This window comes from Janthinobacterium sp. JF4, from assembly GCF_059617925.1.
On the sequence record NZ_JCAQAV010000047.1, the window covers coordinates 21255 to 38001 of the forward strand.

14 protein-coding genes are annotated in these 16747 nt (G+C 63.5%); 4 read left to right on the top strand and 10 right to left on the bottom strand.

All coding sequences use genetic code 11. The annotated features are described in order from the left end of the window. Positions 1–3: 3 nt before the first annotated feature. From AC54AF_RS23850 to leuS, 9 genes are all read right to left on the bottom strand, one after another. Complete coding sequence (locus tag AC54AF_RS23850) at positions 4–2157, bottom strand: HDOD domain-containing protein (protein ID WP_496638544.1); 2154 nt, start codon at positions 2155–2157, stop codon at positions 4–6. Positions 2158–2360: 203 nt separating this feature from the next. Beyond that, positions 2361–3641: a multidrug effflux MFS transporter gene (locus AC54AF_RS23855; protein WP_496638545.1), complete on the bottom strand. Its 1281-nt coding sequence runs from the start codon at positions 3639–3641 to the stop codon at positions 2361–2363. 181 nt (positions 3642–3822) lie between these two features. Beyond that, positions 3823–5025 (bottom strand): THUMP domain-containing class I SAM-dependent RNA methyltransferase, encoded by a 1203-nt coding sequence (locus AC54AF_RS23860; RefSeq protein WP_496638546.1) that lies wholly within the window; start codon positions 5023–5025, stop codon positions 3823–3825. Positions 5026–5109: 84 nt separating this feature from the next. Then, positions 5110–5727 (bottom strand): 2-hydroxychromene-2-carboxylate isomerase, encoded by a 618-nt coding sequence (locus AC54AF_RS23865; RefSeq protein ID WP_496638547.1) that lies wholly within the window; start codon positions 5725–5727, stop codon positions 5110–5112. A gap of 10 nt (positions 5728–5737) precedes the next feature. Next, positions 5738–6175 carry a CopD family protein gene (locus AC54AF_RS23870; RefSeq protein ID WP_086144647.1) on the bottom strand — a complete coding sequence of 146 codons (438 nt, stop codon included), beginning with the start codon at positions 6173–6175 and terminating at the stop codon, positions 5738–5740. 69 nt (positions 6176–6244) lie between these two features. Continuing rightward, entirely contained in the window at positions 6245–7516 is a 1272-nt protein-coding gene (locus tag AC54AF_RS23875; RefSeq protein ID WP_496638548.1) for a glutamate-5-semialdehyde dehydrogenase, read from the bottom strand. A 23-nt stretch (positions 7517–7539) separates the two neighbouring features. Continuing rightward, positions 7540–8556 carry a DNA polymerase III subunit delta gene (gene holA / locus AC54AF_RS23880; RefSeq protein WP_131685764.1) on the bottom strand — a complete coding sequence of 339 codons (1017 nt, stop codon included), beginning with the start codon at positions 8554–8556 and terminating at the stop codon, positions 7540–7542. A 10-nt stretch (positions 8557–8566) separates the two neighbouring features. Next, positions 8567–9157, bottom strand: coding sequence for an LPS-assembly lipoprotein LptE (locus AC54AF_RS23885; RefSeq protein WP_496638549.1), 591 nt, complete (start codon positions 9155–9157; stop codon positions 8567–8569). A 2-nt stretch (positions 9158–9159) separates the two neighbouring features. Beyond that, complete coding sequence (gene leuS / locus AC54AF_RS23890) at positions 9160–11799, bottom strand: leucine--tRNA ligase (protein WP_496638550.1); 2640 nt, start codon at positions 11797–11799, stop codon at positions 9160–9162. Positions 11800–11931: 132 nt separating this feature from the next. Between leuS and AC54AF_RS23895 the strand changes: the two genes are divergently transcribed. Together AC54AF_RS23895 and AC54AF_RS23900 are read left to right on the top strand one after the other, a co-directional pair. Further along, a complete protein-coding gene (locus AC54AF_RS23895) occupies positions 11932–12720 on the top strand; it encodes a DUF6597 domain-containing transcriptional factor (RefSeq protein WP_496638551.1) in 789 nt (262 codons plus the stop codon). 78 nt (positions 12721–12798) lie between these two features. Next, positions 12799–13164, top strand: a complete 366-nt coding sequence (locus AC54AF_RS23900) for a VOC family protein (protein WP_131685767.1) — start codon at positions 12799–12801, stop codon at positions 13162–13164. Positions 13165–13170: 6 nt separating this feature from the next. Here the strand turns inward: AC54AF_RS23900 and AC54AF_RS23905 are convergent, their stop codons facing one another. Beyond that, the gene (locus AC54AF_RS23905; RefSeq protein ID WP_496638552.1) at positions 13171–14076 is read right to left on the bottom strand and encodes a LysR substrate-binding domain-containing protein; all 906 of its coding nucleotides are present in this window, start codon (positions 14074–14076) and stop codon (positions 13171–13173) included. Positions 14077–14235: 159 nt separating this feature from the next. On the opposite strand from AC54AF_RS23905, the gene AC54AF_RS23910 reads away from it, so the two are divergent. Both AC54AF_RS23910 and AC54AF_RS23915 read left to right on the top strand, forming a co-directional pair. Further along, positions 14236–15417: an acyl-CoA dehydrogenase gene (locus tag AC54AF_RS23910; protein WP_077408772.1), complete on the top strand. Its 1182-nt coding sequence runs from the start codon at positions 14236–14238 to the stop codon at positions 15415–15417. Further along, a complete protein-coding gene (locus AC54AF_RS23915) occupies positions 15417–16676 on the top strand; it encodes a CaiB/BaiF CoA transferase family protein (RefSeq protein ID WP_496638553.1) in 1260 nt (419 codons plus the stop codon). Before AC54AF_RS23910 ends, AC54AF_RS23915 begins: the two co-directional genes overlap by 1 nt. The last annotated feature ends 71 nt before the right edge of the window (positions 16677–16747 follow it).

Here is a 16747-nt window from a genome sequence, read left to right on the forward strand (position 1 = left end):
ACGTTACGAAGACAAGGCGGTATTGCCCGGCGCGGGCAGCGCGGCCGCAGCGCTCGCCGGCATGGGAACGGGCAGCAGAATTTCAAACGACGTGCCGGACTTGCCGCTGCGGCAGCCGATCACGCCATGCAGGCGGGTGACCAGGTCATGCACGATGGACAAACCCAGGCCGTGATGCGCGCCTTCCTTGCTGCTGCGCACAGGGGAAAACAGATGGGCCAGCACTTCGGACGCCAGGCCGGCGCCATTGTCGCTGACGCACAGCTCCAGATACAGGCGGCGGTCGCGGTTGACGTGGCCACGGTTCGCCACTTCGATGCGCCCGCCATCGGGCAAGGCTTCGACGGCGTTTTTCAGCAGGTTGAGCAGGATTTGCTTGAGCATGTCGGCATCGGCCTCCACCTCGCATGGCGCGTCCTGCATGCGCGTGACCACCTCGATCTTCGGCGGCAGGAAGTCGGTGGCGCGGAACAGGCGCAGCACATCGTCGACCACGCGCGCGCAATCGGTCACGCCGCTGGCCGCCGCTGGCTGCAGATCGGCCAGGCCGCTGATCAAGTGGCCGACGCGGTCGATTTCCTCGTTCAGGATAGCCATCTCGCCCCTGACCGGCTCCTGTTTCTCCAGCTTGTGATCGAGCACGCTCAGGTAATTCTTGATGATGGACAGCGGGTTATTCACTTCATGCACGACGCGGCGCGAGGCGGCGCGGTATTCCTCGGCCACGTGATCGAGCTGGCGCCGCGCCAGGCCGCGCGCGCTGATGGCCGCTTCCAGCGCCGTGGCGGCCTGGTTGGCATACGCGCGCAGGAAACCCTCGCGCTTCTGGCAAGCGGGAATCTGCCACGCCGCCACGCCGCCAATGAGCACACCGAGGCTGCGCTGGCCCGCCGCCAAAGGCAGGCAGACCAGGCTGTCCGTGCCGAGAATGCGGAACAGCTGTTCCTCGACGATGCCCAGCGCCGGCATGTCGCGTTTCAGGAACGCCGGCTGGCACTCCAGCGCCGAGGCGGCCAGAGGCCCGCCCTTGGCCAGTGGGACCGAGAACCCGGCCAGGCGCTGCTGATGTTCGCCCGCCGCCACGCCGACGAGCGCATGGCCGGTGGGGTTTTGCAGCAGGATCACGGCGGTGTCGAAATCGAACAGGATGCGGGCCGAGCGGGTGATGGCGTCGAGCAGGCTGCTTTCTCCCTGCTGGCGGGCGAAGGTCTGACCCATTTCGGACACCAGCACCATGTTGCGCACTTCGTCGGAAAGACGCTGCTGCACCGGATCGACGGGCGGCGGCGCATACGCGGGCGGCGTGGCGACATCGTCCGCGCCGGCCAGGTCGATGCCCAGGTGCTGCGCGGCCTGTGCCACCTGGCGCGCCACGCTGCCGGACAGATCTTCCAGTACCTCGACGTCCAGCGCGCACAGGCTTGCCGCCTGCGTGACCGACGCCGCATCGTCCGCATGGAAGCACAGCAGGTGTGCCAGGCGCACGATGCGAATCAAGGGATGGCTCGCTTCCAGGCGCGCCAGCGGTTCATGGTGATACAGCACGCTGTCGGCCAGGAAGGAATCGAGCTGCCAGCGCTCGATCAGCCAGGCGCCCGCTTCGGCATGCGTGATCTGCAAGGTGCGCTGCTCCACCGCGCACAGGGCGGCATCGTCGCGCGCCGTGAAATTGAACGCGTACTCCTTCGGCGCCGTGGCCAGCAAGGCCAGGCGGCCCACGTTGTGCAGCAAGCCTGCCAGATACGCTTCCTCGACGTGCGGATAGGCCATGGCCTTGGCCAGCGCGCGCGCCATGACGGCGGCCGACAGCGAACTTTTCCAGAAGGCGCGCAAATCCGTGCTGCCGGAATGGGGAAAGCTGTTGAAGGTCTGGAACACGGACTCGCTGATGACCAGGGTCTTGATCATGTCCGTGCCCAGAGAGACGAGCGATTGCTCCAGGCTGACGACCTTGCTCTGGCGATGGTAGGCCGAGCTGTTGGCCACGCCGAGGATCTTGCTGGTCATGCCGGCATCCTTGGCGATCAGGGCGGCCAGCTCCGGCATGCCGGCGTCGTCGGCCTGCAGGTGGGCGATCAGCTTGATGAGGATCTGCGGCATGGCCGGCAGGCGGGCAATCAGCAGGCGATTGCGAATATCTTGATCAGATTGATGCATCGTATCAGGCATTGCCGGTTCGAAAAGGAAGAGCGCTCAGCAGCGAAGCGCGGCCACGTTCAGAGGAATCCTCCACTCCTGTAACCTAAAAAATTATTGCCTGAGAGGATGCCGGGAAAAAAGTCATCTTATCATAAGCGCCGGATATTACTTGCAATATAGAAAATTAAGTTGAAATAAATCCAGCGTTCCGCCATGGAAACTTATGCCTTGAAGGAACCCAGCAAACGGTGGCGGAAGCGCCGCGATATCAGCCACAGGGCCAGCGCCAGGCCCGCAAACGCCAGCTGTCCCGAGGCCAGCCACAGCACGGAACCGGACAGCAGCGGCGAGATCACGCCGGCCACCACGGCGCCGAGCATGGTGCTGGCAAACGACTGGCACGAGGCCACCGTGCCGCGGATGTGCGGGAACAGATCGAGCGCCAGCAGGGTCGCGCCCGGCCCCACCAGCGACATGCCGAAAGTGTAAAAGAACAGGGGCAGCACCGACCAGGGCAACGATGGCGGCAGGAACAGGTGATACACGACATTGACGCTGGCAGCGCACAGCAGGAAGGCGAAGCCGATGCCGATCTGGCGCGCGAAGGTGACCTTGCCGGCGATGCGGTTGGCCGCCGCGGCGCCCATGAAGATGCCGCTCACGCAGGGAATGAACAGCCAGCCGAATTGCGATGGCCCCAGGCCCAGCTGCTTGGGCAGCATTTCCGGCGCGGCCGTGATGAACAGGAACAGGCCCGCAAAATTGAGGGCGACGATGCCGGCCTTGATGTGGAACAGGGGCGAGCGCAGGATCTGGCCATAGCTCGACGCCAGGAAGCGGGGATTGAACGGCTGGCGTTTTTCCATCGGCAGGGTTTCCGGCAGGCGCCAGTAACAGAACGCCAGCAGCACCACCGTGTAAAAGGCGAGGAACAGGAAGATCGAGCGCCAGTCGAACCAGATGACGATCCAGCCGCCGAGAATCGGCGCCACGGCCGGGGCGATGGAAAAGATCATCGTCACCAGCGACAGCAGGCGCGCCGCCGCCGCATCGGCATACAGGTCGCGGATGATGGCGCGGCTGATCACCACGCCGGCACCGGCCGAAACGCCCTGCATGATGCGGAAGAACCACAGATAGTGCACCGTGTGCGCCGAGGCGCAACCGAGCGAGCCGATGGCAAACATCAGCAGTGACACGAGGATGACGTTGCGCCGGCCGAAGGCATCCGAGATCGCGCCATGCCACAGCACCATGCCGGCAAAGGCCAGCATGTAGAACGTCAGCGACTGCTGCACTTCCAGCGGCGACGCCTGCAGCGACCCCTGGATCGCGCCAAACGCGGGCAGATACGTGTCGATCGACAGGGGCCCCAGCATCGACAGCCCGGCCAGCATCATCGCCAGCGCACCGCGGCTCAGCGGCGCCATGTGGCTCGGCGTGGGAGGCGGAACGGGGGTAACCGGGTCGGGCGGCACATCGGCCGGAGGGGTGGGAAACATGGCGGGTCCAAAGTGGCGCGCGGACCAATTTCAGTCCGCGCGCGGGGTTACTGCATTTTTCAGCGCGTAAAACACCTGAGAAAACCGTAGCGAGCGGCCGCCAATTGTGGCCGAGAAGCGCAACCGTACAAAAGTACGGTGAGCATCGCAAGCCGCAAGTGGCAACGCGCAGCAGGTTTAATCAGATGTTTTTCGGTTTGGCTTCTTCTCTGCGGTTGTACCCGGCGACCATATCGAAGCGGAACAGACGGCATTCCAGCGCGCCGTTGAAGAATGGCGTCTTGCGCGCTTCTTTCAAACGCAGCAGCTTGGGCAGGCCCAGGTCGGCCGTGAAGAGGAACACGGTCCAGCCGGCGAAGCGCTGCTTCAGGGTCGTGCCCATGGCCGAATAGAAGGAGGTCGACAATTCATCTTCCGGGATGGTGCTGTCGCCGCGCACGCCGATACGCTCGCCGTACGGCGGGTTGGTCAGCATGATGCCCGGCACCTCGCTTGGCGGCTTGACTTCCTGCGCCTCGATCTGTTTCAAGGGCACCTCGAAGCGCACGCCGGCGCAACGCAGGTTGTGGCGCGTCATGGCCACCATGTCGCCCGAGATGTCGCTGCCGAAAATGGTCGGTTCGGCCGGCAGCGGATTGACCTTGATGGCGTTCTTCATGGCATTCCACGGCGCTGGATCAAAGTCGTGGAAGTTTTCAAATGCGAACTGGCGCGAGGCGCCCGGAGGAATCCCCTGCAGCATCTGCGCCGCTTCGGCCAGGATGGTGCCGGAACCGCACATCGGGTCGAACAGCACCATGCCCGGCTTCCAGCCCGACACGCGCAGCAGGCCGGCGGCCAGGTTTTCGCGCAGCGGCGCGTCGCCCGTCTCTTCGCGCCAGCCGCGCTTGAACAAAGCTTCGCCCGAGGTGTCGAGGTAGACGGTGAAGGTGTGCGCGTCGAGGAAGCCGACGATGCGCATGTCCGGCGTCTTGGTGTTGACCGATGGACGCTCGTTGAACTGGTCGCGGAAGCGGTCGCAGATCGCATCCTTGATTTTCAAGGTCGTGAATTCCAGGCTGCGCAGCGGCGATTTCACGGCCGTGACGTCGACGCGGATCGTGTGGTGCACGCCGAACCAGTCTTCCCAGGATTGCGCCAGGGTCAGGTCATAGATATCGTTTTCCGTCTTGTAGCCGGAATGGGCCATGCGCATCAACACGCGCGAAGCGATGCGCGAATGCAGGTTGATGCGGTAGGAGTCCAGCAGGTCGCCCGAGCAGTGTACGCCGCCCGGCACCTGGTTGTGGACCTTCATGGTCGCACTATCCTGGGCGATCTCGCCCAGTTCCTCGGCCAGCGCCGCTTCCATGCCGCGCGGGCATGGGCAAAAATATGAAGCCATGATTAGGATACCTTTTATCCGTTGAAAAACAATTAACTAAAAATTTCAAAACTTGTCGGATTACGCGCGCAGCGCTAATCCGACCTACAACTTCTCCAGCGCGCGCTCGACAAAATCGAGGCGGTCCTGGCCCCAGTACCCTTCGCCATCGACGATGTACCACGGCGAGCCGAACACGGAAGCGGCGGTGGCCGCTTCCGTGTTGGCGTCGTATTCGGCCTGCACGCTGGCCGTTTCCGACGTTTTCAGCAACTGGCGGCCATCGAAACCGGCGTCAAACGCGATCTGCACCAGGGTTTCCTCGTCGCCGATGTTGCGCTCTTCGGCCCACAGGCCGCGCATGATGGCGTGCGCCAGGTTCAGCGAGGCTTCCACGCCGTGCGCCAGGCGCGTGGCGATGATCAGCTTGGCCGACGCTTCCGGCGACACGGGGAAGAACTTCGGCTGCAAGGTCAATGGCACTTGCAAAAAGGCCGACCAGCGCGCCAGTTCCGCCAGGCGATACGCCTGGCGCTGCGGTGCGCGCTTGGCCAGCGGCAGGCCGCCCGAAACGCTGAAGACCTTGCCCAGGTCGAAGGGGCGCACGTCGATCTGCGCGCCCGTCTTCGCGGCGATGGCCATCAGGCGCGCGTGGCCCAGGTAGGTCCATGGCGAGTGGGGCGCGAAGAAATACTGCACGACTTTGCTCTGGCTTGCACTCATCTCGACTCCCTTAGAAAGGCTTGACCACGACCAGCACGACGACGGCCAGCAGCATCACCACCGGCACTTCATTAAACCAGCGGAACCAGGTATGGCTGCGCTTGTTGACGCCTTTTTCAAACTTGCGCAGGATGGAACCGCAAGCGTGGTGATAGCCGAGCAGCAGCACCACGAACGTCAGCTTGGCGTGCATCCAGCCCGGCATCTTCATGCGGCCTTCGCCCCCGCCGTACAGCATCCACATCAACGCCAGCCCCAGCACCATGGCTGGCAGCGCCAGCAGCGACATGAAGCGGTACAGCTTGCGCGCCATCAGCAGCAGGCGCTCGGTCGCCACCGTTTCCGTCTCCATCGCCAGGTTCACGAAGATGCGCGGCAAATAAAACAGGCCGGCAAACCAGGACATGACGAAGATGATGTGGAAGGCTTTGGTCCAGAGAAAGAGCATGGGGTTCCCAGTGTCAGAGGTATCGAAAAAGGAGAGCGCGGGCCGCCTTGTGGGCCGCCCGCGAAGAGACTATTTACGGACTTCGCCGTGGCCAAAGACCACGTACTTGAGCGAGGTCAGGCCTTCCAGTCCCACCGGGCCGCGCGCGTGCAGCTTGTCGTTCGAGATGCCGATCTCGGCGCCCAGGCCATATTCAAAGCCGTCGGCAAAACGCGTCGACGCGTTCACCATCACCGAGGCGGAATCGACTTCGCGCAGGAAGCGCAGCGCATCGCTGTAGTCTTCCGTGATGATGGACTCCGTGTGCTTCGATGAATACTGGTTGATGTGGTCCATCGCTTCGTCGATGCCGTCGACCACTTTCACCGACAGGATCGCGGCCAGGTATTCGGTGGACCAGTCTTCCTCGGTGGCGGGCACCAGGTGCGGATAAGCGGCGGCGGCCAGGATCGCATGGCTTTCCGGATCGGCGCGCAGTTCCACCTGCTTGGTCAAATACAGTTCGGCCAGCTGCGGCAGCACGGTGGCGGCGATGGCGCGCGACACCAGCAGGGTTTCCATGGTGTTGCAGGTGCCGTAGCGGTGGCACTTCGCGTTGAAGCCGATATCGATCGCCTTTTTGATATCGGCCTTGGCGTCGATGTAGACGTGGCAGATGCCGTCGAGGTGCTTGATCATCGGCACGGTCGCTTCTGCCATCAGGCGCGCGATCAGGCCCTTGCCGCCGCGCGGCACGATGACGTCCACGTACTGCGGCATGGTGATCAGGGCGCCGACGGCGGCGCGGTCGGTGGTGTCGATGACTTGCACGGCATCGGCCGGCAGGCCTGCTCCCAGCAAGCCCTCCGCCACCAGCTTGGCCAGCGCGCGGTTGCAGTGAATCGCTTCCGAGCCGCCGCGCAAGATCGTCGCGTTGCCGCTCTTGATGCACAGGCCGGCCGCGTCCACCGTCACGTTCGGACGCGCTTCATAGATGATGCCGATGACGCCCAGCGGCACGCGCATCTGGCCCACCTGGATGCCCGTCGGACGGAATTTCATGTTCGAGATTTCACCGATCGGGTCGGCCAGCGAGACGATCTGCGTCAAGCCTTCGACCATGGTGGCAATGGCGGCGTCGGACAGGGTCAGGCGGTCGAGCATGGCCGGCGCCAGGCCGGCGGCGGCGGCCGCGTCGAGGTCGCGCTGGTTGGCCGCGCGCAGCAGATCGGCATCGCGCACGATGGCGGCGGCGATCAGGCTCAAGGCACGGTTGCGCGTGGCGCTGTCGGCACGCGCCATGGCGCGCGAGGCGGCGCGCGCGCGCACGCCCACGTCCTGCATATATTGATTGATGTCCATGCTCGTATCCATATAGTAAAAACCTAACCTCGGGCGATCTTCAGGCCCAGTTGCAGCATGGCATCCCAGGCATCGCCCGCATAGCCCTTGGCGCGCAAGCCCTTGATCATCTTGTCCACCTGCGCCGCCTGCTGCAGCGCCGCTTCCAGCACGGGCAGCGAAATGCGCCGCAGGGCCGGCTCCATCATCCGCTCGCGCGGCCCCCAGATACGGTACTCCTTCAGCAGCGCGCCCAATGGCCGCCCTTGCGCCATGCCGGCCTTCAATTTTAACAGCGTGCGGATTTCTTCGGAGACGGCCCACAAGACCAGCGGCAGCGCCTCGCCCTCGCCCTTCAAGCCTTCGAGCATGCGCACCAGGCGCGCCGGATCGCCGGCCAGCATGGCTTCGGACAGCTTGAAGACATCGTAGCGGGCCACGTTCAGCACCGCGTCCTGCACTTGCTCATACGTCAGCTTGCCCGCGGCATGCAGCAAGCCCAGTTTCTGGATTTCCTGGTGCGCCGCCAGCAAGTTGCCTTCCACCCGTTCGGCGATGAAGTCGATGCTGGCCCGTTCGGCGCTTTGCCCCTGCGCCGACAGGCGCTGGGATATCCAGGCAGGCAACTGCGCCCGCTCCACATTCGGAATGTCGATATACACAGCCGCCTGCTGCAGGCTGGCGACCCAGGCCGCCTTCTGCGTGGCCCAATCCAGTTTGGGCAAGGTGATCAGGGTCAGGTTGTCGGGACTGAGGTTTTTCGCATAGCTTTGCAGCGCCGCGCCGCCATCCTTGCCCGGCTTGCCGGTGGGGATGCGCAGCTCGATCAGTTTCTTGTCCCCGAACAGCGACAGCTCCTGGTTCGCCGCCAGCAGTTCACCCCACTTGAAGCTGCGCTCCACGGTCAGCACGTCGCGCTCGGAGTAACCCTGCGCGCGCGCCGCGCGGCGGATCTTGTCGGCCGCTTCCAGCGCCAGCAAGTGTTCGTCGCTGGTGATCACATACAGCTGCGCCAGCGGCTTGGCCACATGCCCATCGAGCGCGTCTATCCGCAATTGCATGGCGTCCCCGTTACTGCTGCGCGGCTGCCGGCGCGACCGGCGTCACGGGCGCCACCGACATGGCCGGCAGCACCGGCTTGATGGCGGCCAGGCGGCGCATGATCTGCTGCACCAGGTCGTTGCGCATGTCGCGATACAACGCCGCTTCCTCGGTTTCCTTGGCCAACACCTGCGATTCGTCGAAGGTGATCGGGCGCACCAGGCTGATGGTCGTCGGTGCCAGCAACTGGTTGCCGGCCTTGTCCACCACGCGGAAATTGATCGAATAGCCGAGTTGGTACTCTTGCACGCGGCCATTTTTATTCAGCGACAAAATGGTCTTGGTACGATTCCTCTCCGGGTCGCTGAGCACTTCAAGGACAGCGTCGGCGCCATCCTTGGTGCTGACCACCTCCGTGCTGCCAATGGCGCGGATATAGCGCTTCAGGCCGATGGCCAACGGCGACGTGTCGGGCAAGCCGATGTACATCGTCGCGAACGGCAGCATGAAACTGCCGTTCGAACCGCGCAAATGAAAGCCGCAGGCCGACAGCAAAACAGTCAGGCCCAACGCCAGCACGGCACGGCGGCCCAGCAGCGATACTTGAGAGGAAGTCGTCATGATTACACCACGATGCTGATTAACTTGCCTGGCACGACGATGATCTTCTTCGGCGTGGTCTCGACGTACTTCCGCACACTTTCGCACGCCAGCACGGCCGCTTCGATGCTGGCCTTGTCCGCATCCTTGGCTACCGTGATCGAGCCGCGCAGCTTGCCGTTCACCTGGATCATCATCTCGATCTCGGACTGCTCCAGCGCTTGCGGGTCGACTTGCGGCCACGGCGCGTTGAGCAGGTCGCCGTGCACGCCAGCGTAGCCCAGTTCCTGCCACAGCACGTGGGTGATGTGCGGCGCGACGGGATTGAGCAAGCGCAGGAAGATGGAAAAGCCTTCGGCGATCAGCGCTTTCGACTGCGCGCTGTCATCGAGCTTGGCCGATTCCAGCGTGTTGAGCATCTTCATGCAGGCCGACACCACGGTGTTGTACTGGATGCGCTTCAAGTCGTAATCGGCTTGCTGCAGCAGCTTGTGCAATTCGCGGCGCAGGTTTTTCTGCGCGTCGCCCGTGGCCGGTGCGGCGCCGCCAGCCAGTGCGGCCTGGATCGTCGCCGACTGGGCGTAGCCGAAGTTCCACACGCGGCGCAGGAAGCGGTTCGCGCCTTCGACGCCGCTGCCCGACCATTCCAGCGTCTGTTCCGGCGGCGAAGCGAACATGGTGAACAGACGGGCCGTGTCGGCGCCGTACTGCTCGATCTGCGCTTGCGGGTCGATGCCGTTGTTCTTCGACTTCGACATTTTTTCCGTGCCGCCGATTTCCACCGGCTGGCCGTCGGCCACCAGGACGGCGCTTTGCGGACGGCCCTTGTCATCCAGAGACAGGCGCACGTCGTCCGGGTTGAACCAGGTGGTCTTGCCCACCGCGTCCTTGCGATAGTAGGTTTCGTTGAGCACCATGCCTTGCGTCAGCAGGTTGACGAATGGCTCGTCGAACTTGACCAGGCCGAAGTCGCGCATGATCTTGGTCCAGAAGCGCGCATACAGCAAGTGCATGACGGCGTGTTCGATGCCGCCGATGTACTGGTCCATCGGCATCCAGTAATCGTTGCGCGCGTCGACCATGGCGTCGTTCGAGCCTGGCGAGGTATAGCGCATGTAGTACCACGACGAATCGACGAAGGTGTCCATGGTGTCCGTCTCGCGGCGCGCCGGCTTGCCGCACTGCGGGCAGTCGCACTGCAAAAAGGCTTCATATTTGTTCAGCGGATTGCCCGTGCCGTCCGGCACGCAGTCTTCCGGCAGCACCACCGGCAAGTCTTTTTCCGGTACCGGCACCACGCCGCACTCAAGACAATGGATCATCGGGATCGGCGTGCCCCAGTAGCGCTGGCGCGAAATGCCCCAGTCGCGCAGGCGGAAGGTGGTTTTCTTTTCGCCCAGGCCAAGTTCTGCCAGGTCGGCGGCCACGGCATCGACGGCGGACGCGAAATGCAGGCCGTCGTACTTGCCGGAAGCGATGCAAACACCATCCTTGCTGCCATACGATTCCTGCCAGGCGTCTGTCGAGAATTCCTGGCCCTTGACTTCGATGACTTGCTTGATCGGCAGGTCGTATTTCTTGGCAAAGCCGAAATCGCGCTCGTCGTGCGCCGGCACGCCCATCACGGCGCCATCGCCGTAGGTGATCAGCACGTAGTTGCCGACCCACACTTCCACTTGCGCGCCCGTCAACGGATGGGTGACGAACAGGCCCGTCGGCATGCCCTTCTTCTCCATCGTTGCCATGTCCGCTTCGATCACGGAACCGAGTTTGCATTCGGCGTTGAAAGCGGCCAGCGCAGGATTGCTTTGCGCGGCGTGGATGGCCAGCGGGTGCTCGGCGGCCACGGCGCAGAAGGTCACGCCCATGACGGTGTCCGGACGTGTAGTAAACACATACAGCTTGCCGTCGCCGATCAGGGCGCCTTCGGCATCCTTGATTGCATGCGGGAAGGCGAAGCGCACGCCCGTCGACTTGCCGATCCAGTTGGTCTGCATGATGCGCACGCGCTCGGGCCAGCCCGGCAGTTTGTCATCCACATAGGCCAGCAATTCTTCCGCGTAATCGGTGATGCGCGCGTAGTACATGGGGATTTCGCGCTTTTCGATCAGCGCGCCCGAACGCCAGCCGCGGCCATCGACGACTTGTTCGTTGGCCAGCACGGTCTGGTCGATCGGGTCCCAGTTCACGGTACCGGTTTTCTTGTAGATGATGCCTTTTTCCAGCATCTTGAGGAACATCCACTGGTTCCATTTGTAGTATTCGGGCTTGCAGGCAGTCATTTCGCGCGACCAGTCGATGGCCAGGCCCATCGACTCCATCTGCTGCTTCATGTGGGCGATGTTCGAATACGTCCATTGCGCGGGCGGCACGTTGTTGGCCATGGCCGCGTTTTCCGCCGGCATGCCGAATGCATCCCAGCCCATCGGCATGAGCACGTTGTAGCCGTTCATGCGCAGGTAGCGGTACATCACGTCATTGATCGTATAGTTGCGCACGTGACCCATGTGCAGCTTGCCCGAAGGGTAAGGCAGCATCGAGCAGGCAAAATACTTGCCTTTTGGGAAACGCGGGTCGTGTTCGACGGCTTTATAGGCGTCGATCGCCTTCCAGTGCGATTGGGCGGCTTGTTCGACGTCGGCGGGACTATATTTATCTTGCATGATGTGCGGCCAATAGTGGATATGAACCGAGCATTATACTGGTTGTCGCCGCCCGATAGCGCGGCGCGCTGGCGGCCCGGGCTCGCATATTTTGGCCGGCGCACAATTATGCTGTGTAATATATACACAATCTTGTTCTTTGCATCAAATCCGGCCATGATCGTCTACCAGGAATATCTGCCCCTCCCCGCCCTGCGGCCCTGGCTGGACTGCGTCTGGACGTGCCGCGTGCAAACAGGCGCCACGCCCCTGACGCACCAGGTCTTGCCAGACAATTGCATCGACATCCTGTGCCAGGACCAGCAGGATGCCAGCTTTGCCGTGGGCATGATGACGGCGCCGATCAGCGTCGTCAGCCAGGGCCTGGTGCAGACGGTGGCGGCCCGCTTCAAGCCGGGCGCGGCGGCGCGCTTCTTTCAGCTGCCCTTGTGCGAGCTCAGCGATGGCCGCACGGGATTGCAGCAGCTGTGGGGCCGCGAACTGGCGGCGCGCCTGGGGGACGCCCTGTGGAGCGAGCCCTTGTCCACTGCGCAAAGAGTTTCCATTTTGCAAGATTATCTGCTGCTGCGCCTGCGCACCGCGCCGCCACGGCGCCAAGCGGGCGCGGCCGAGCATGCCATCGCGGCCATCGAGGCAGCATCCGGCCAGGTGCGCGTGGATGGCCTGGCGCGGCAACTGGGCGTGTCGCGCCAGCACATGGCGCTGCAATTTCGCCAGCAAGTGGGCATCAGCCCGAAGCTGTTTGCCCGCATCTGCCGCTTTCGCGCCGCCAGCCAGGGACTGAAAAGTCTGGCTGGACAGCCGGACTGGGCGCAAGTCGCCGTGCAATTTGGCTATTTCGACCAGTCGCACCTGATCCACGACTTCCAGGATTTCGCCCGCAGCTCGCCCGAGGCGTGGTTCATGCGCCGCCACCATTGAGACCTTCCATTTTTCCAATCGCGCGCCGCACGCCGGTGGCATGATGGCGTCACGCATTTCAACCAACAGGAGCAGAACATGATCAAGGGCTTGCGCACCGTCACCTATCCCGTCCCCGACCTCGACAAGGCCAAGGCCTGGTACAGCCAGGTATTCAATACCACGCCGTACTTCGACCAGCCGTTCTATGTCGGCTTTGCCATCGGCGGCTTCGAACTTGGGCTGATGCCCGGTGGCGAACCGGGCACGCAGGGCAGCGTGACGTACTGGGGCGTGGACGGCATCGAACAGGAAGTCGAACGCATCGTTGCGCTGGGCGGCAGCCTGCACCATCCGATCACGGACGTGGGCGACGGCATCCGCACGGTGGAATTGCTCGACCCGTTCGGCAACCAGATCGGCCTCATCGACAATCCCCATTTCGATACGGCCAAGGTGATGTAAGTTGCCTTAAGCGGCTTCGCCTTGCAGCCATGCGCGCAATTGCTGCAGGGCCGTCTTTTCATGCGCCGTTTCGGGCGTGATCAGGTAATACGCACGCTGGCCGCGCAGTGGGCGCTCGCAGACGATGCGCAGTTCGCCGCGCGCCAGTTCCGCTTCGACCAGCATGCGCGGCAGCAAGACCGCCCCTTGTCCTTGCACGGCCGCCATGGCCAGCATGGAAAACAGTTCATAGCGGGCGCCATAGTGCGCCCCATCGCGCCCCTCTCCCTCGACCTGCATGGCGTCAAACCATTGGCGCCAGGCGCCCGGGCGCGTACTTTGTTGCAACAAGGTCAGTTCCAATACATCCTGCGGCTGCCAGACGCTGCGCGCCGCCAGCAGGCGCGGGCTGGCGACGGGCACGATTTCTTCATGCATGAGCAAGGTGGCGCGCGTGCCGGGCCAGCGCGCCAGCTGCTCGGGCGTGCCCGCGTACAGGGCGCCATCGTATTCCGTATCGGCAAACATGAACGGTTTCGTGTAGGCATCGATATGCACGACGATATCGGGGTGCAAGTCCGCCAGCGAAGACAGCCGTGGCATCAGCCAGCGCGTGGCAAACGTGGGCACCGAGGCCAGCTGCAAGGCGCCGCCACCGCCCTGGCGCGCCATGGTGTCGAGCGTGTCGCGCTCCAGGCCATCGAGGCGGGCGGCGATCTGCCGCGCATACGCGGCGCCTGCGCTGGTCAGCAGCACGCCATGACGGGTGCGCTGGAACAGTTGCACGCCAAGAAAGCTTTCCAGGGAGGATATCTGGCGCGACACGGCGCTTTGCGTCAACGACAGTTCGCGCGCCGCATGCGTGTAGCTCTGGTGCCGCGCGGCCGCCTCGAAACAATTGAGCGCCTGCAGCATCGGGATTTTGCGTGACATGGGGTATCCGGCCGGTGAAAGACCCCTAGTATGCCGCAAGATATGCGTAGCACGCATGTCTGGGTGCGAAAAAATCGTTTGCGCAAGGCTAGGCAAGAATCTAACATGAGCCATATTCAATCTTGCGCCGATCACCGGCGCTCACCTGCGAGGCCTGTGATGAGCAAAACCGTATTCGACTGGAATTCCCCCCTGCTGCTGGAAGAACAACTGACAGGCGACGAACGCGCCGTGCTGGAAGCGGCCCGCGACTATTGCCAGGGCAGCCTGGTGCCAAGGGTCCTCGAATCGTTCCGCCATGGCCGCACGGACGCGGCCATCTTCCGCGAAATGGGCGAGCTGGGCTTGCTGGGCACGACCATTCCCGAAGAGTACGGCGGCGCCGGCCTGAACTACGTCTGCTACGGCCTGGCCGCGCGCGAAGTCGAGCGCGTCGATTCCGGCTACCGTTCGATGATGAGCGTGCAATCGTCCTTGGTGATGGTGCCGATCAACGCCTTCGGCAACGAGGAAACCAAACAGAAATACCTGCCGAAACTGGCGACGGGCGAGTACATCGGCTGCTTCGGCCTGACGGAACCGAACCACGGCTCCGACCCTGGCAGCATGGTGACGCGCGCGCGCAAGGTCCCGGGCGGCTACAGCCTGTCCGGCGCCAAGATGTGGATCACCAACAGCCCCATCGCCGACGTGTTCGTCGTCTGGGCCAAGGATGATGAAGGCGCGATCCGCGGCTTCGTGCTGGAAAAAGGCTGGAAAGGCCTGTCGGCGCCCGAGATCCACGGCAAGGTCGGCTTGCGCACCAGCATCACCGGCGAAATCGTCATGGATGAAGTATTTTGCCCGGAAGAAAATGCCTTCCCCGACGTGCGCGGCCTGAAGGGCCCATTTACATGCCTGAACAGCGCCCGCTACGGCATCGCCTGGGGCGCGCTGGGCGCGGCCGAAGACTGCTACCTGAAGGCGCGCCAGTACACGATGGACCGCCAGCAATTTGGCCGCCCGTTGGCAGCGAACCAGCTGGTGCAAAAGAAACTGGCCGACATGTTGACGGAAATCACCATGGGCTTGCAAGGCTGTTTGCGCCTGGGCCGCATGAAGGATGAAGGCTCGCCCGCCGTGGAAATCACCTCCATCATGAAACGCAACAGCTGCGGCAAGGCGCTCGACATCGCCCGCATGGCGCGCGACATGATGGGTGGCAATGGTATTTCCGACGAATTCGGCGTGATCCGCCACCTGGTCAACCTGGAAGTGGTCAACACCTATGAAGGCACGCACGATGTGCACGCGCTGATCATTGGCCGCGCCATCACCGGCATCGCCGCCTTCAGCAACTGATGGACGCCTTGGCTTCCACCTTCGCCTCCGCCCTGCGGCCCGCGCCGCTGACCGGTTTGCGCGTGCTCGATCTGTCGCGCGTGCTGGCCGGCCCGTGGGCCGGACAAATGCTGGCCGACCTGGGCGCCGACGTGGTCAAGGTTGAACAGCCGGGCCGCGGCGACGACACGCGCTCCTGGGGTCCGCCGTACCTGAAAGACGAGGACGGCCGCGATACGGCAGAGGCCGCCTATTTCCAGTGCGCCAACCGCAACAAGCGTTCCTTGTGCATCGACCTGGCCGCCCCCGAAGGGCAGGCCCTGGTGCGCAAGCTGGCTGCCGAATCGGACGTGCTGCTGGAAAATTTCAAAGTGAACGGCCTGCAGCAATATGGTTTGGACGCGGCCAGCTTGCTGGCACTCAATCCGCGCCTTGTCTACTGCTCCATCACGGGCTTTGGCCAGGATGGGCCGTACGCGGCGCGCGCCGGCTATGACTTTTTGATCCAGGGCATGGGCGGCCTGATGAGCATCACGGGCGTACCCGATGGCCAGCCGGGCGCCGGGCCGCAAAAAGTGGGCGTGGCGCAGACGGACATCCTGACGGGCCTGTACGCCACCATCGCCGTACAGGCGGCGCTGGCCGAACGGGAGCGCTCGGGCCTGGGCCAGCATATCGACCTGGCCTTGCTCGACGTGCAAGTAGCGGCGCTGGGCAACCAGGCCGCCAACTACCTGTGCGGCGGAAAAGTGCCCCAGCGCATGGGCAATGCGCATCCGAACATCGTGCCATATCAAGACTTTCCCACGGCCGATGGCGACATGATTCTGGCGATCGGCAACGACGGGCAATTCTCGCGCTTCTGCGCCGTCGCCGGCCACCCGGAATGGGCGCAGGATGAGCGGTTCATGAGCAATCCGCAGCGCGTGGCGCACCGAGCGATCCTGATCCCCTTGATGCGCCAGACCACGGTCATGCGCACGACGGCCGAGTGGATCAGCGCCTTCGAGGCGCAAGCCGTGCCGTGCGGCCCCGTCAACCGCATCGACCAGGTCTTTGCCGACCCGCAAGTGGTGGCGCGTGGCTTGAAAGTGGAGATGCCGCATCCGACGGCGGGCAAGGTGGCGCTGGTAGCCAATCCCGTGCGCCTGTCAGCTTCGCCGGTGCAATACCGCTTGCCGCCGCCATTGCTGGGGCAGCATACGCAGGAAGTGCTGCAGCAGTGGCTGGGATTGGAGAGTGGGGAGATTGACGGCTTGCGTGAGCGCAAGGTCGTGTAAATGTTGGTCGTCTGGACGTAGATACTGTTATCCCCGTCAAGCGGCGTGCAAGGTCGGATCAAATATTTTTC